This window comes from Tepidimonas ignava (assembly GCF_004342625.1).
Lineage (GTDB): Bacteria > Pseudomonadota > Gammaproteobacteria > Burkholderiales > Burkholderiaceae_C > Tepidimonas > Tepidimonas ignava.
In genome coordinates, this window is the sequence record NZ_SMAH01000009.1 from 13,234 (window position 1) to 28,033 (window position 14,800).

General features: G+C 69.2%; 14 protein-coding genes, 1 tRNA gene and 1 pseudogene. 11 read left to right on the top strand and 5 right to left on the bottom strand.

Annotated features, from left to right (window positions below; all coding sequences use genetic code 11):
- The first annotated feature begins 11 nt into the window (after window positions 1-11).
- From rsmB to EDC36_RS07965, 7 genes and pseudogenes are all read left to right on the top strand, one after another.
- Window positions 12-1,355: a 16S rRNA (cytosine(967)-C(5))-methyltransferase RsmB gene (gene rsmB, locus EDC36_RS07935; RefSeq protein WP_132962727.1), complete on the top strand. Its 1,344-nt coding sequence runs from the start codon at window positions 12-14 to the stop codon at window positions 1,353-1,355.
- Window positions 1,312-1,956 carry a DUF4390 domain-containing protein gene (locus tag EDC36_RS07940; protein WP_165902836.1) on the top strand — a complete coding sequence of 215 codons (645 nt, stop codon included), beginning with the start codon at window positions 1,312-1,314 and terminating at the stop codon, window positions 1,954-1,956. The genes rsmB and EDC36_RS07940 overlap by 44 nt, the downstream gene beginning before the upstream one ends.
- Window positions 1,953-4,241: a sensor histidine kinase gene (locus EDC36_RS07945; protein ID WP_243646525.1), complete on the top strand. Its 2,289-nt coding sequence runs from the start codon at window positions 1,953-1,955 to the stop codon at window positions 4,239-4,241. The genes EDC36_RS07940 and EDC36_RS07945 overlap by 4 nt, the downstream gene beginning before the upstream one ends.
- Before the next feature lie 9 nt (window positions 4,242-4,250).
- Entirely contained in the window at window positions 4,251-4,943 is a 693-nt protein-coding gene (locus tag EDC36_RS07950) for a response regulator (protein ID WP_132962729.1), read from the top strand.
- A gap of 54 nt (window positions 4,944-4,997) precedes the next feature.
- A tRNA-Phe gene (locus tag EDC36_RS07955) sits at window positions 4,998-5,073 on the top strand.
- 198 nt (window positions 5,074-5,271) lie between these two features.
- Entirely contained in the window at window positions 5,272-6,243 is a 972-nt protein-coding gene (locus EDC36_RS07960; protein ID WP_132962730.1) for an IS5 family transposase, read from the top strand.
- A gap of 162 nt (window positions 6,244-6,405) precedes the next feature.
- Window positions 6,406-6,879 (top strand): annotated as a pseudogene (locus EDC36_RS07965) (DUF6441 family protein); the annotation flags it as partial.
- Between the two features lie 213 nt (window positions 6,880-7,092).
- Here EDC36_RS07965 and EDC36_RS07970 read toward each other — a convergent pair.
- The 5 genes from EDC36_RS07970 to EDC36_RS07985 all read right to left on the bottom strand — a co-directional run bounded on the left by EDC36_RS07970 (window position 7,093) and on the right by EDC36_RS07985 (window position 10,337).
- Complete coding sequence (locus tag EDC36_RS07970) at window positions 7,093-7,521, bottom strand: type II toxin-antitoxin system VapC family toxin (protein ID WP_132962731.1); 429 nt, start codon at window positions 7,519-7,521, stop codon at window positions 7,093-7,095.
- A complete protein-coding gene (locus EDC36_RS07975) occupies window positions 7,518-7,769 on the bottom strand; it encodes a FitA-like ribbon-helix-helix domain-containing protein (RefSeq protein ID WP_132962732.1) in 252 nt (83 codons plus the stop codon). The genes EDC36_RS07970 and EDC36_RS07975 overlap by 4 nt, the downstream gene beginning before the upstream one ends.
- A 32-nt stretch (window positions 7,770-7,801) precedes the next feature.
- Entirely contained in the window at window positions 7,802-8,161 is a 360-nt protein-coding gene (locus EDC36_RS13255; RefSeq protein ID WP_207895066.1) for an integrase core domain-containing protein, read from the bottom strand.
- The gene (locus EDC36_RS13260) at window positions 8,161-8,811 is read right to left on the bottom strand and encodes a helix-turn-helix domain-containing protein (protein WP_207895065.1); all 651 of its coding nucleotides are present in this window, start codon (window positions 8,809-8,811) and stop codon (window positions 8,161-8,163) included. The genes EDC36_RS13255 and EDC36_RS13260 overlap by 1 nt, the downstream gene beginning before the upstream one ends.
- Window positions 8,812-9,071: 260 nt before the next feature.
- Window positions 9,072-10,337: an MFS transporter gene (locus EDC36_RS07985; RefSeq protein WP_333709310.1), complete on the bottom strand. Its 1,266-nt coding sequence runs from the start codon at window positions 10,335-10,337 to the stop codon at window positions 9,072-9,074.
- Between the two features lie 91 nt (window positions 10,338-10,428).
- Between EDC36_RS07985 and EDC36_RS07990 the strand changes: the two genes are divergently transcribed.
- From EDC36_RS07990 to EDC36_RS08005, 4 genes are all read left to right on the top strand, one after another.
- Window positions 10,429-11,220 (top strand): exodeoxyribonuclease III, encoded by a 792-nt coding sequence (locus EDC36_RS07990; RefSeq protein WP_132962734.1) that lies wholly within the window; start codon window positions 10,429-10,431, stop codon window positions 11,218-11,220.
- A gap of 39 nt (window positions 11,221-11,259) precedes the next feature.
- Window positions 11,260-12,321, top strand: coding sequence for a CobW family GTP-binding protein (locus EDC36_RS07995; RefSeq protein WP_132962735.1), 1,062 nt, complete (start codon window positions 11,260-11,262; stop codon window positions 12,319-12,321).
- A gap of 131 nt (window positions 12,322-12,452) precedes the next feature.
- Window positions 12,453-13,157, top strand: coding sequence for an RNA polymerase-binding protein DksA (dksA, locus tag EDC36_RS08000; RefSeq protein ID WP_243646527.1), 705 nt, complete (start codon window positions 12,453-12,455; stop codon window positions 13,155-13,157).
- Window positions 13,158-13,235: 78 nt separating this feature from the next.
- Window positions 13,236-14,798 (top strand): STAS domain-containing protein, encoded by a 1,563-nt coding sequence (locus EDC36_RS08005; protein ID WP_132962737.1) that lies wholly within the window; start codon window positions 13,236-13,238, stop codon window positions 14,796-14,798.
- Window positions 14,799-14,800 lie beyond the last annotated feature (2 nt).

Genomic DNA, 14,800 nt, shown 5'->3' on the forward strand with positions numbered 1-14,800 from the left:
CAATCCACCCGATGCAAGCCCCCGCCCTCCGTGACCAATTGACCCAGGCCGCGCGTTGCGTGGCCGCGGTGCGCGCCGGGCGTTCGCTGGCCGAGGCGTTGCCGACCGTGCCCGACGCGCTGCGCCCCGGGGTGCAGGCCCTCGTGTTCGACACCTTGCGCCAGGGGGGCACGACGCAGGCCCTGGTGCGGCTGCTGGCCGAGCATGCCCCACCGCCGCGCGTGGCCGCGTTGCTGGAGGTGGCGCTGGCGCTGCTGGTGCGGGGTGAGGCCTATGCGCCCTACACGGTGGTGGACCAAGCCGTGCAGGCGCTGCCCGCGCTGCGCGCGCCGGCGTTGCGGGGGTTCGTCAACGCGTGCCTGCGCCGCTTTTTGCGTGAGCAAGCGGCGCTGCTGGAGCGCGCCCGTGCCACCCCGCAGGGCCGTTGGAACCACCCGACGTGGTGGGTGCAGCGCTTGCAGGCCGACCACCCCTTGCTGTGGGCCGACGTGCTGCAGGCCGACAACGAGCCCGCCCCGATGGTGCTGCGCGTCAACCGCCGCCGCATCACGCGCACGCAGTACCTGGCGCAGCTGGTGCTGCAGGGTTGGTCGGCGCAGCCCATCGGCGACGATGGCCTGGTGCTGGAGGACGCCGTGCCGGTGCAGCAGTTGCCGGGGTGGGCGGCCGGGTGGGTGTCGGTGCAGGATGGTGCTGCCCAACTGGCCGCGCCGTTGCTGCTGGGCGCCGGGCTGCGCCCGGGCGCGCGCGTGCTGGACGCGTGCGCGGCGCCCGGTGGCAAAACGGCGCACCTGCTGGAGCTGGCCGACCTCGAGCTGTGGGCGCTGGACGCCGATGGCCAGCGGGTGCGCCGCATCGATGAAACGTTGCAGCGCCTGGGGCTGCCGGCCGCGGGCAGCACCGTGCGCGTGCTGCATGCGGACGCGGCCGACGTGCGCGCGTGGTGGGATGGGCGCGCGTTCGACGCCATCGTGCTCGACGCGCCGTGCACGGCGTCGGGCATTGTGCGGCGCCACCCGGACGTGCGTTGGCTGCGCCGCCCGGGCGACGTGGCGCGGCTGGCGCAACAGCAGGCGCGGCTGCTGCGCGCGCTGTGGCCGCTGCTGGCACCCGGGGGGCGTTTGCTGTACGCCACGTGCTCGGTGTTCCGCGGCGAGGGCCAGCAGGTCGTCGAGGCCTTTGTGGCCGAGCAGCCGCAGGCGCGCCGGTTGCCTGCGCCCGGCCATTTGCTGCCCGGCGGGCGTGTTGCCGACGCCACGCCGGCGGCCGAGGCGCTGCTGGCGGCCCACGCCATGGGCGACAATGCGCGCCGTGGCATGGACGGATTTTTCTACGCGCTGCTGCAGCGCGCTTGACCGCGAGGGTCGGGCGCGCCGCCGCCTGCTGCGCGCGGCGGCAGCCGCGGTGCTGCTGGCACCGGTGCAGCGGCTGGCCCACGCGCAGCTGGCCCAGCCGCAGTGGCGCGTGGCGCTGGTTGACGACGCGCTGGTGGTCGATGCCCGCGTGCCGCTGCTGTTGCCGGCGGCGCTGCACGACGCGCTGCTGCGCGGCGTGGCGCTGACCTTCACGTGGCAGCTCGAGGTGCGCCGCCCGCGCTGGTACTGGACCGACCGGCTGCTGCTGCGCGCCCGGCGCTGGGTGCGCTTGGCCTACCAGCCGCTGACGCAGCGCTGGCGTGTCAGCGTGCTGGAGGGCAATGACGCCGACGCCGCGCTGCAGCGCAGCCTGGACACGCTGGACGAGGCGCTGGCCCTGGTGCGCAGCAGCCAGCGCTGGCGCGTGCCCTTGCCCCAGCGTCTGCACGCGGACGACCAACTCGCGCTGGCCTTTGAGCTTGACAGCGGGCGGCTGCCGCGGCCGCTGCAGTGGTGGTCGGGCACCGACGAACGCGAGGCGTTGGCCTGGCGCACCACGCTGCCGGCCACGGCGGCCTTGGGCACGGAGGAACGTCCGTGACCGCCGCGACCCGCGACGCGCAACGGGCGCAGCGGCTGCGTTGGTTCGTGGCGCTGGGCGTGCTGTTCATGCTCGGCGTGGGCTTGGTGCTGTTTTACCTGCTGGCGCTGGCCACCGACCACCGCAGCTACGCCACGCCAGGCTATGGGCGCTTGCTGGCGCTCAACCTGGCGGTGGCTGCGGTGTTGCTGGCGGTGCTGCTGTGGCTGGCGGCGCGCCTGTTGGTGCGTCTGCGGCGCGGGCGCTTCGGCAGCCGCTTGTTGCTCAAACTCGCGGCCATTTTTGCTTTGGTGGGGGTGGCCCCTGGTGGGCTCATCTACGTGGTGTCGTACCAGTTCGTCAACCGCGCCATCGAAGCGTGGTTCGACACCCGCGTGGAAACCGCGTTGCAGGCCGGGTTGGCGCTGGGGCGCACCGCGGTGGATACGGTCAGCGCCGATTGGGCGGCCAAGGCGCGCACGATCGCGCAGTCGCTGGCGGGCAGCGGGGACGCCGCGGCGGCGGTGCAGCTCGAAACCTGGAGAGAGCAACTCGGCGCCAGCGACTTGGTGCTGTGGAGCGCGCAAGGGCGGGCGCTGGCCAGCGTGGGCGAGTCGCGCTTTCGTCTGGCGCCCGAGCGGCCGGCGCCAACGCTGCTGCGCCGCGCGCGCCAGGAACGCGTGGTGGTGTGGATCGAGGGGTTGGATGAACTCGAAACGCTGAGCGACCCCGCCTCGCTGGAGCGCATGCCGCCCGAGCAGCGCCCGCGCGTGCGCGCGCTGGCGCTGGTGCCCTCGGACGTGCTGGCGTTCGGGGCGGAAGCGCGCTATGTGCAACTCACCGCGCCGATACCCTCGGCGCTGGTGGCCAACGCGCTGGCGGTGCAGGTGGCCAACCGCGAGTACCAGGAGCGCCGCCTGGCCCGCGAGGGCTTGCGCGCGATGTACATCGGCACGCTGACGTTGGCGCTGTTTTTGTCGGTGTTCGGGGCGGTGCTGCTGGCGGTGCTGCTGGGCCACCAACTGGCCCGACCCCTGATCCTGCTGGCCGAGGGGATACGCGATGTGGCGCGCGGTGACCTCAGCCCCAAGGTGGCGTTGCCCGCGCGCGACGAGCTGGCCGAGCTGACGCGCACCTTCGCGCACATGACCCACGAGCTGGCCGACGCGCGTCAGGCGGTGCAGGCCTCGATGCAGCAGGTGGATGCCGCACGGGCCAGCCTGCAAACGCTGCTGGACAACCTGACCGCCGGCGTCATCGTGCTGGCACCCGATGGCCGGCTGCGCCGCATCAACCCCGGGGCGCAGCGGATTTTGGGCGCGCCGCTGGGCGAGCATCTCGGGCAGACGCTGACCGACGTGCCGGGCTTGCAGGCGCTGGGGGCGTGGGTGCAGGAGCAGTTCACCCGCTTTGGCCACGAGCACGAGGCCGAGCCGCACGGCGCGCACTGGCAGCAGCCGTACGAGTTCACGCCACCGGGGGCGGCCCCTGGCTCGCCCCCGCGCACCCTGGTGGCGCGCGGCGCGTTGCTGCCAGGGGGCGAGTGGCTGCTGGTGCTGGACGACGTCAGCGACCTGATCTCGGCCCAACGCGCCCAGGCCTGGGGCGAGGTGGCGCGGCGCCTGGCGCACGAAATCAAAAACCCGCTCACCCCGATTCAGTTGTCGGCGGAGCGGCTGGCGCACAAGCTCGGCCCCAAACTCGAGGGGACGGACGCCGCCATGCTTGACAAGGCCGTGCGCACCATCGTCGATCAGGTCGAAGCGATGAAGCGCTTGGTCAACGAGTTTCGCGACTACGCACGCCTGCCCGCCGCGCAACTGGCGCCGCTGGACCTCAACGCCCTGCTGCGCGAGATCGTCACCCTGTACGAGGCCAGCCCGGTGCCGGTGCGGCTGGACCTGGACGCGCGCTGCCCCCCGGTGCTGGCCGATGCCCAGCAGGTGCGCCAGGTGGTGCACAACCTCGTGCTCAACGCCCAGGATGCGATGGTGGGCGCAGGCGTGCACGGCGCAGTGACGCTGCGCACCCGGCTGTCGCAAAGCGGCCAGTGGGTGCGGCTGCAGGTGCTGGATGAGGGCCCCGGCTTTGCCGAGGCCATTTTGCAGCGCGCCTTCGAGCCCTACGTCACCACCAAGGCCAAGGGGACGGGGCTTGGGCTGGCGGTGGTCAAAAAAATCATGGACGAACACGGTGGCCGCGTCGAGCTGACCAACCTCGTGGACGAGGGCCGTATCGCGGGTGCGCAAGTGTCGCTATCATTCAGGGTTGTAAATTTGCAACAGGGGGCCCCGGCCCAAGGGTGACAGGAGACGATGGCAAACATACTGGTCGTGGACGACGAGCTCGGCATCCGCGAGCTGTTGTTCGAAATCCTCAACGACGAAGGCCACAGCGTCGAATTGGCCGAAAACGCCGCGCAGGCGCGCCAGCAGCGTCAACGCTACCGACCGGACCTGGTGCTGCTGGACATTTGGATGCCCGACACCGACGGCGTTACGCTGCTCAAGGAATGGGCCGCCACGGGGCTGCTGACCATGCCCGTCATCATGATGAGCGGACACGCCACCATCGACACCGCGGTGGAAGCGACCCGTATCGGGGCCACGGCGTTTCTGGAAAAACCCATCACACTGCAAAAGCTGCTGCAGGCGGTCGACAAGGCGCTGACGCGCACCCCGTTGCGTGTGGTGCCGCTGGCCCCGAAGCCCGAGTCCAAACCCAACGGCGCGGTCAACGGCGCCGCCGCCAGCGACAACGCGGCCACGGTGGCCCATGGCACCATCGAGCTGGCGCTGCCGGGCAAAGGCACCGTGACGCTGGAGCTGGACGCCCCGCTGCGCGAAGCGCGCGACGCGTTCGAAAAAGCCTACTTCGAGTTCCACCTGGCCAAGGAACAGGGCTCGATGACGCGCGTGGCCGAAAAAAGCGGCCTGGAGCGCACCCACCTGTACCGCAAGCTCAAGCAGCTCGGGGTGGACCTGTCGCGCGCCAAACGCATGGCCTGACCGTCGCCCGCCCCCGGGAGCGGCGGCCGGCCGTGTTACAATACAGCTTCTTTCGGCCAAGTAGCTCAGTTGGTAGAGCAACGGACTGAAAATCCGTGTGTCGGTGGTTCGATTCCGCCCTTGGCCACCAGCGTTCCACGCCCAACCACGATCGGTTGGGCGTTTTTATTTCCGTATCTCGCGACCTCTCGCGGATTGGGGGCATCGCGTGTGTAGCGCTAAGGGGACACTGATTCATTCCCCAAGCGGGACACCAAAGCCCTCGATGTGATGCAAGTGATAACATCGTGGCAACGAGGGGCCTTATGAAGCAGCTCAGCGTTGCGCCCTGGAATACGCGGCCAAGAAGAGAGTGACTCGGCGCGAGTGCGTTTGGGCGCAGATCGAGCAGCTGGTGCCCTGGCAAGCGCTGCTGCAGTTGATAGAGCCGGTGTACCCCAAGGACGGCAAGCGAGGCCGTCGCCCGGTGGGGTGTGAGCGCATGCTGCGCATGTACATCGCGCAGCAGTGTCTGGGGCTGTCGGATGAGGGCATGGAGGATGCGGTCTACGACAGCGTGGCGGTGCGCAACTTTGTGGGTGTTGATTTGGGGCAACAGGCGGTGCCCGATGCCACGACGTTGCTGAAGTTTCGACACTTGCTGCAGCAGCACGGGCTCACGCAGCGCATCTTGGCGCTCATCAACGAGCAGCTGAGCCAGCGTGGGGTGTTGCTGCGAGCGGGCACGGTGGTGGACGCCACGCTCATGGCGGCGCCCAGCTCCACCAAAAACCGCACGGGTCAGCGTGATCCTGAGATGCACCCAACACGCAAGGGCAACCCGTGGCACTTTGGCATGAAGGTGCACGTCGGGGTGGATGCTGAGACGGGTCTGGTGCACAGCGTGGTGACCACGCCGGCCAACGTCAGTGATGTGACCCAGGCGCACGCGCTGCTGCATGGGCAGGAGTCGGACGTCTTTGCCGACGCTGGCTACCGAGGGGTGGACAAGCGTGCCGAAGTGCAAGCCCAGCACCCCGCTGTCAACTGGCACGTGGCCATGATGCCCTCCAAGCGCAAGGCGCTGGACAAGGGCACGTTGCTGGGCTCGGTACTTGATGCCTTGGAGCGCACCAAAGCGCACATCCGCGCCAAGGGCGAGCATGTCTTTTACATCATCAAAAACATCTTTGGCTTGAAGAAGGTGCGCTACCGTGGGCTGGCGGCCAACACGGCGCAGCTGTACACGCTGTTGGCCCTGGCCAACTTGTTGCTGGCCAAGCGATGGTTGTTGGGCACACACACCCTTGGTGCGTCCTGATGGGCCTGTTGGCGGGCCCAAAGACCGCCCCAGGGGGGCATGAAGCTGCTTGAAGCCTCCGCAGGGGGCTGTTGAGGAGCCACCACCCCCTTTGGAGTGATGTCAAAAACGCTGCTTTGTGGGTGCGCCTGCGTCGAAGGGTCATTTGATCAGCGTTTCCATAAGCGCGCGAGCTTCATCGCCTCGATGGGCATCAAGGTGTTCGACAAAAAGGCCGACGAACTGCCCGCGCTGTGGGTGGGCAGCCGGATTCCCTGGCTGGGCATCCACGCCCAAGGCGGCACGGTGCGCGGCAACCTGCTGATCCCTCTGCTGCCCGGTCGCATCGGCCCCAAACGCTTCAAGGCGGTCATCGACGGCCTGATGCGCTCGGGCAATGCCTTCTTCGTCGAGAAGAACGGCCGCGTGCTGCTGATGGCCGAGAACATCCGGGAAAACGCCGCGCCACTGGCCCGCTTCAAGCGCGCCGAGCGTGGTCGTACCGGGGCCAAGCAGATCAAGCGCGGCCAGGAGGTTCCGATCGCCGTGCTGGTGCGGCGGGTGGATCTGAAGCGCCGCTTGAACCTTGCCGCCGGGGTGCAACGGGCCTTGCCGGGGCTGGCGCGGGTGATCGAGCGGGAGTTGAGAAGACTGTAAGGGTCAGGAAGCCGATGGCGTCAGCGCGCGACGGCGCTCGAAGGCGCGTTGCAGCGCCGCGTTGGGCTCGGGCGACGGTGACAGCGCCTGCGCGATACGCAGCTGATCGTGTACCGAGAACCGCATGGCATCGGGCCGATCGGGAGGCTGATTCGCCTGCGATGCCACCCGGCGCTTCTTGCGATCGGTCGGGATGCTGGTTCTGGTTGCGGGTCATGCTTGCGTCTGTGCCCAGGGGTCGATGACCGTCACGCCCATCGCCTTGAACGGGGCGGTGTCGCGGGTTGCCACGGCCATGCCATGGGCGAGCGCGATGGCCGCGATGAAACCATCGGCCACGCCGACGCCCAGACCGGCCGCTTGTGCCTTGGCCATCGCCTCGGCATAGCGCTGGCTGGCCGGCAGATCGAAATTCAGGACTCGTCCGGCAAACACCGGCAGCACCTGCCGCTCCAGTTGGTCGATCAAGCCGTTGCGGCGACGACCATGGGGTAGTCGCGCGACGCCCAGGCGTAGCTCAGCGACCGTCACGACCGACAAAAACAGTGTTTCCACCGGCTGCGCGTCGAGCCAGGCGACCACGCGAGGCTCTGGCGCGGCGCGCAGCGGCTCGGAGATCACATTGGTGTCGAGCAGGATCATTCGAAGTTCACCGGGCGGGGAAGCGATGGATCGCGCTGATTGATCAGTGCGACTTCCTCGTCAGTGAGCTTTGCCTTGCGGCCGACGTCGGCCAGCAGAGACCCCAGTTTCAGCCGCCCCTGTGGCTTGACGGCTTCTTCCAGCAAGGCGCGTACCTCCGCCTCGGTGCTGCGCCCGTGCTGGGCGGCACGCAGGCGCAAGGCGCGGTGCACCTCGTCGGGCAGATTGCGAACGGTCAGAACAGCCATGACGTCACCCTTAGCGTGTTTCATCAGTGAAGTCAGTCTATACAAGTGCAGTCATCTCGGCAAGAGGTTGTATGCGTCCAGTACCTTTGGCGCTCGGGGTGGTGTTGGAGGAGGGGTGTTTGGGGTGGTCGCTGGCCGAGTCGATGGTGGGGGCGCTGGGTGTTGTAGAAGACGAGCCAATCGGCGAGTTTCTGGTTGAACAGGGTCAAGTCGGTGTAGAGCAAGTCTTCGTGGTAGTCCACGAAGGACTCTTGCAGGGTACGGTTGAAGCGCTCGGCGTGGGCGTTCATCTTGGGGGATTTGGGGTAGGTCCAGAAGTGGGTCAGTCCCAGGCGCTGCAGGGTTTGGTCGAAGGCGCCCTTGAACTCGGAGCCGTTGTCGCAGAGGAACATCAGCGTGTGGCCAGGGTTGGTGCCCAGGCCCTCGATGAGGGCTTGGGCAGCAGCGGCCGTGTGGCGGGCGCCTTTGCTGGGCAGGGCCACGGCAAAGGCGATGGCCGAGACGGGGTCAATGAGGGGGAGGATGGAGCGGCGAGGCGATCGCGGACGCGCTCGATGGTGTCTGCGGCCCACAGGGTCATGGGGGCGGCCTGCAGGCCCTTGGGCTTGCGGGTCTTGGTGGGGCGGCGCAGTGGTTTGGGGCGGCCCAGCCGGTCGATGCGGGCTGGCGCATGGCGCATCTTGTCGGGCGCGCGGGCCATGATGCGACCGATGGTGGAGCTTGAAGGCAAGGCGATGGCGTGTTGTGCGCACCACGGTGCCAGCAGCACGCGCAGCTTGTCCTTGCCCAGGTTGGGGTGCAGCCCTCGCAGGCGGCGTATTTCGGCCACAAGCCTGGGGTCGATCTTGGAGGTGCGCGCTCGCTTGGGGGTGCAGGACTTGGCGGCCAGGACTGCGGGGTTGCCCCCTGCAGCGCGAAGCAGCGCCCTCCAACGAAACAGCGTGCGGCGCGACACGCCGAAGGCGTCCATGGTCGCAGCCAGCTCGTGTTTGTCCCAAAAGTGCAGGATGTTGAGTCGTTGTTGGGCATCTTTCGGTGTCATGTCCCAAAGATGCCCCAAAGCCGCTACCCGGTAGAACCCCCTGATCCGGTAGCCGATGTGCTGGACTCGCATGGCACGTCCTCCTGTTCGAAGGCGTGCCAAAGGTTTCTGAACTTACGCATGCAGATGCATGGTCTGCGGGTCAGGCCGGCAGCGTTGCCAGAGCCTGCAGCAACGTACGGTACCGGCCTGCCGGGTCGGCCTTCGCGTCGATGCCTTGGTCTCTGGCCCCAAGGAACGGGGAGGATTGCCGGCCTTCCCTAACCGCCCCCATTGCCCCGACGTTGGCAGTCGGTGGTGGATCCCGCCGTGGGCGAACCGTGGCGCTGCGCCAGCAAACCCCCCATCGCCAGCGCGGCGAGGGCGGCGCCCGCGTAGAAGGTCATGGCTGGCCCGACCCACGACCACAGCGCGCCCGCCAGGGCGCTGGCGATCAGCAGGGCCACGCCACTGGCCAGGTTGAACACCCCAAACGCCGTGCCGCGCAACCCCTCGGGCGCGGCGGCAGCCACCCACTTCGACAACAAACCCTGGGTGGCGCCGAGGTGCAGGCCCCACAGGGCCGCGCCCACGCCCACCGCTGCGGGACCCGTCGCCCATGCCAACACGAGGTCGGCGGCCACCAGCAACCCGCAGCCCAAGGCCAACAGCGTGCGCTCCCCGCCCCGATCGGACCATCGGCCCAAAGGGTAGGCGCTGGCTGCGTACACGATGTTCATCACGATCAGCACCGCCGGCACCCACGTGGCGCTGATGCCCACACTTTCGGCGCGCAACAGCACAAAGGCTTCGGAAAAGCGCGCCAGGGTCAGCGCAGCGCCGAACACGACCACCCACGTCAGCCCGGGCGGCAGCGCCCGCAGTCGCTCGGCGCGCAGCGGCCAGCGCGGTCGCACGGCAGGGCGCGGCGTGCGCGGCTCCCGCACACCGAGCACGATCAACAGCACGCACAGCGCGGCGGGTACCGCCGCCACCCAAAAGACCAGGCGCACGTTGCCCTGCGTCAGCGTCATCAGGGCCAAGGCGGCCAGTGGCCCTGCCACCGCCCCCAACGTGTCCAGCGCCTGGCGCAAACCGTACGCCGCGCCGCGCTGGGTGGCGGGGGTGAGGTCCGCGATCAACGCGTCGCGTGGTGTGCCTCGAATGCCCTTGCCGACACGGTCCAAAAAGCGCGCCGCCAGCACCGCCCCAGGCCCGCCGGCCAGCGCAAACAGCGGTTTGCTCAGCGCAGCCAGGCCGTAGCCCAGCAACACCAGCGGCTTGCGGCGGCCGACCCAGTCCGAAATCGCCCCCGAAAACACTTTGGCCAGCGCGGCTGTGCTTTGTGCGATGCCTTCGATCAACCCCAACGTCAGCGCTGTGGCACCCAAGGTGGTGACCATGAAGACAGGCAGCAGGCTGTGGATCATCTCGGAGGACAAGTCCATCAGCAGTGACACCAGCCCCAAAACCCATACGCTGCGGTGCAGGGGCGATGTTGCCACCGGGCCCGAGGGGGGTGGGCGCAGGGGTTGTCTCATGGGCATCGCTCGGGTGGGTGGGGGCGCGGGGTCGCCGGCTTGGGGTGGCGCGCAGGGGGCAGTTTAACGTCCGGCCTGTGCGCTACCATCGCGCCCCATGTTGCGTGTGACCTCTCTCAACCTCAACGGCATCCGCTCCGCGGTGAGCAAGGGACTGCCGGCATGGGCCGTGGCGGCAGCGCCGGACGTGTTGTGTGTGCAGGAGCTCAAGGCTCAGCCGCCCGACTTGGCCGGCCGCTTCGAGGTTTTGGGGGATCTGCGGGGGTATTTTCACTGCGCTGCCAAAAAAGGCTACTCGGGCGTGGGCATCTACACCCGGCACGAGCCCAGCGACGTGGTGGTGGGCATCGGGGTGCCGGAGTTCGACGACGAGGGGCGCTACCTGGAGCTGCGCTTCGACACGCCGCAGCGCAAGCTGAGCGTGGTCAGCGTGTACTTCCCCAGCGGCTCGTCGGGCGACGAGCGTCAGGCTGCCAAGTACCGTTTTTTGGACCAGATCGAACCCGTGTTGGCGCAGCTGGCGGCGCGCGGCGAAGCGTTGGTGTGTGGTGACGTCAACATCGCCCACACCGAGAAGGACTTGAAAAACTGGCGCGGCAACCAGAACAACAGCGGCTTTTTGCCTGAGGAGCGCGCCTGGATGACGCGCCTGCTGGGCGATGGCCGCTGGGTGGATGTGTACCGCCGCCTGCACCCCGACGCCGAGGGCGAGGGTTACACCTGGTGGAGCAACCGTGGCCAAGCGTGGGCCAAGAACGTGGGCTGGCGCATCGACTACCACCTAGCCACGCCCGCGCTGGCGGCGCTGGCGCGCCGTGCCGAGGTGTACAAGGCGCAGCGGTTTTCAGACCACGCGCCGTTGACCATCGAATACGACACCGCGCTGTAGCGGCGTGCGCGCGCTTGACGCATGCCCTACACTGGTGGCATGGCACTTATTCCTGCGACCATCCTGACCGGCTTTTTGGGCTCGGGCAAAACCACGCTGCTCAAGCGCGTGCTCACCGAAGCCCATGGGCAGCGCATCGCCGTCATCGAAAACGAGTTCGGTGCGGAGAACATCGACAACGACATCCTGGTGGCGGACACCGAGGAGCAGATCGTGCAGATGAGCAACGGCTGTGTGTGCTGCACGATCCGCGAGGACCTGCGCAGCACGCTGGCGCTGCTGGCGGCCAAGCGGCGCAAGGGGCTGCTGGCGTTCGACCGCGTGATCATCGAGACCACCGGCCTGGCCGACCCCGGGCCGGTGGCGCAAACGTTCTTCATGGACGACGAGGTGGCCGAGACCTACCTGCTGGACTCGATCATCACGCTGGTGGACGCCAAGCACGCCCAGCAGCAGCTGGACCAGCGGCAGGAAGCGCGCCGCCAGGTGGGTTTTGCCGACCAGATCTTCATCAGCAAAGCCGATTTGGTGTCGTCCGAGGAGCTGGACGCGCTGGTGCACCGCCTCAAGCCCATGAACCCGCGCGCCCCTATCGAGACGGTGCACTTCGGCCACGTGCCGCTGAGCAAGGTGCTGGACCTGCGCGGCTTCAACCTCAACGCCAAGCTGGACATCGACCCGGATTTTTTGCGCGCCGACGAGCACGACCACAGCCACTGCGACCATGACCATGGCCACTGCGAGCACGACCATGGTCACGGCCACCATCACCACCACGGCCACGCCAAGCACCACCACCACGACGACGACGTCAAAAGCTTCGTGTGGAAGAGCGAACGCGCGTTCGACCCGCGCAAGCTGGAGGATTTTTTGGGCGCGGTGGTGCAGGTCTGGGGGCCCAAGCTGTTGCGCTACAAGGGCGTGCTGCACATGGCCGGCACCGACCGCAAGGTCATTTTCCAGGGGGTGCACCAGTTGATGGGCAGCGACCTGGGGCCGGTGTGGAAGCCGGGCGAAAAGCGCGAGAGCAAGATGGTGTTCATCGGCATCGACCTGCCGCGCGACATCCTGGAGCAGGGGCTGCAGCAGTCGCTGGTGTGACGCTTGCGCGCACGGCGCGCCGCTGCGCTTACAATCGGCGCCCATTCGAGCCGGGCGGGCGTTTGGCGGCAGGGAGGCCGCCGGCGGCCTTTCAATGACCAGCCCGGCCCCAGCAGAGGAGATGCATCGTGGTGAGCCAACGCAAGTCGTCCTCCAAGGCCGCCCAGCCGGCCGCCGCAGCCGCGGCGACCGAACCGGCCGCGCCGCCCCGCGCCGCGCGCAAGCCCTCGGCGGCCGCCACCCGGCGCGCGCAGCAAGCCGCGATGCATGCCCAAACCACCGAGGCCGTGGCCCCCACGCACGATCCGCGTGCCGCCAAGGCCAGTTACACCGCTCAACCTGCCATGACCGCCACCATCGCCCCGTCTGCCTCTGTTTTGGTCAAGGACCCCAAGCGCGCCGACAACTGGAAAAAGCTTCCCGTCGAGCAGCTCACCGACGCCGACATCCTGGCCATGCCGGACGAGGAGTACATGAACGACGTGCAGCTGGCGTACTTCCGCCGCAAGCTGCAGCAGCTCAAGCACGACATCCTGCTCAACGCCGGCGAGACCACCGAGCACCTGCGCGAGGACACCGTGGTGGTGCCCGACCCGGCCGACCGGGCCACGATCGAAGAGGAGCATGCGCTGGAGCTGCGCACGCGTGACCGCGAGCGCAAGCTGCTCAAAAAGATCGAGCAGGCGTTGGCCCGCATCGACAGCGGCGAGTACGGCTACTGCGAAGAAACCGGCGAGCCCATCGGGGTGGGCCGTCTGTTGGCGCGCCCCACGGCCAGCCTGTCGATCGAGGCGCAGCAGCGCCGCGAGCTCAAGCAAAAACTGTTTGGGGACTGACGGTCCACGCCGCGCGGCCCCCGGGTGGGCATGGAACCGAAGGTTGCCGGTGCTGACGCCCCACCACGCGGTTGGGCGGTGTTGACGCGCTGGTGGCGGCGCTGGCGCGACAGCGCGCGCCAGGTGCGTGGTTTGCAGCAGGAGCGTGCCGCGCTGCAAGCGGCCCTGCAGCGCCGCCGCCGTCACGACGAGGTGCGCCGCGCCGAACTGCAGGAGCTGCGGGCGTTGCTGCGCCGGCAGCGCGGTGAGGCGGCGCCCGCGGTCCCCGCACCGCCACGCGGCGACACCGCGCAGCCCAGCGCCTGGCCGCTGCCCGCCACGCCGCGCAGCGGCACGATGGAGCAAATCGCCCGCATCGAAGCGCACATGGCGCAGCACTGGGCTGGGCCGGCCGTGGCGCCGAACGACGCCGTACCCACCCCCGCGCCCGCCGTGCCCGAGGCCCGCCAGGGCGGGCCAGGTGCGGCCGCGGCACCGCGGCTGGCCATCGACATCGTGCACCCCGACCCGCGCGGCGCCATGGCGATGCAGGCCTGGCTGGGGCACCCGGCGCTGACCGAGCTGGCGGTGGCGTTTGCCAACGGGCGCTTCGAGGTGGTGCAGCGCGGGCTGCACGCCATGCAGCAGCGCAGCGATGACGCGCTGTTGGCCTGCGTGGCGGGGCGGCTGAAGCTGGACCTGCTGTGGGCGCTGAGCGACCGGGAGGGCTACGAGGCCTGGGCCGCGCAATGGGCCCAGCGCTGCGGCCAGCCCGTGCTGCCGTGGCCGGTGCAGGTCGCCGCGACGGCGGCCACGCCGGGGCCGCGGCGGGTGTGGCGCTGCCCGGCGCACCTGGGTGTCGCCGAGCTGCAGATGTGGACGACGCAGGGCGAGCCCGACGGGCTGGACTGGTGCGCGCTTGAAACCATCGACGCCGAAGCGGCGGCCGCGCTGCTGGAGCGCTGGCAGCGCTGGGCCGATGAGGCGCGCGTGCTGACGATGGCCGGCACCGGCGTGCTGCTGCGCCGGCTCAAGGAGGCCACGCCCTCGGGCCGCGCGGACGTGGAGCCGCTGTGGTGGCGGCTGCGGCTGGCGGCGCTGCGGCTGCTGGATCGGCGTGCCTCGTACGACCTAGTGGCGCTGGATGCGTACGCCACCGCAGGGTTGGTGCTGCCATCGTGGCAGCCGCCGCGCGCCCTGGTGGTGGAGGTGCAGGCGCTGCCCGAGCCGGCGCTGGCGGCGGCACCGGCTGCGGTCGAGCCGGTGCCGGTGGAGGCTGCCGATGAGCACGATTTTCCGGCCGTGGCCACGGCGCTGGCGGATTGGGCGCCCTCCCAGCCTGCGGCGGCCGCGCCCGCTGCGCCTGCGAGCGTGACGCTGGACGGCGTGCTGTGCGGCGACGTGGGGCCGGTGCTGGCGCGGCTGGACGACGCCCTGTTGCGGCACGAGGCGGCCGCCGGCGACACCGTGCCGCTGCTGCACATCGACGCGCAAGGGCTGCGGCGGCTGGACTTTGCCGCCGCGGGCGCGTTGCTGCAATGGCTGCTGGCGGCGCGCGCGCGGGGCGTGCGCACCGAGTGGCATGGTGTGGCGCCGCTGGTCGGCTTGCTGCTGCACACGGTGGGCATCGACCAGGTGGCCGAGGTGCGGCTGCGACAATAGCG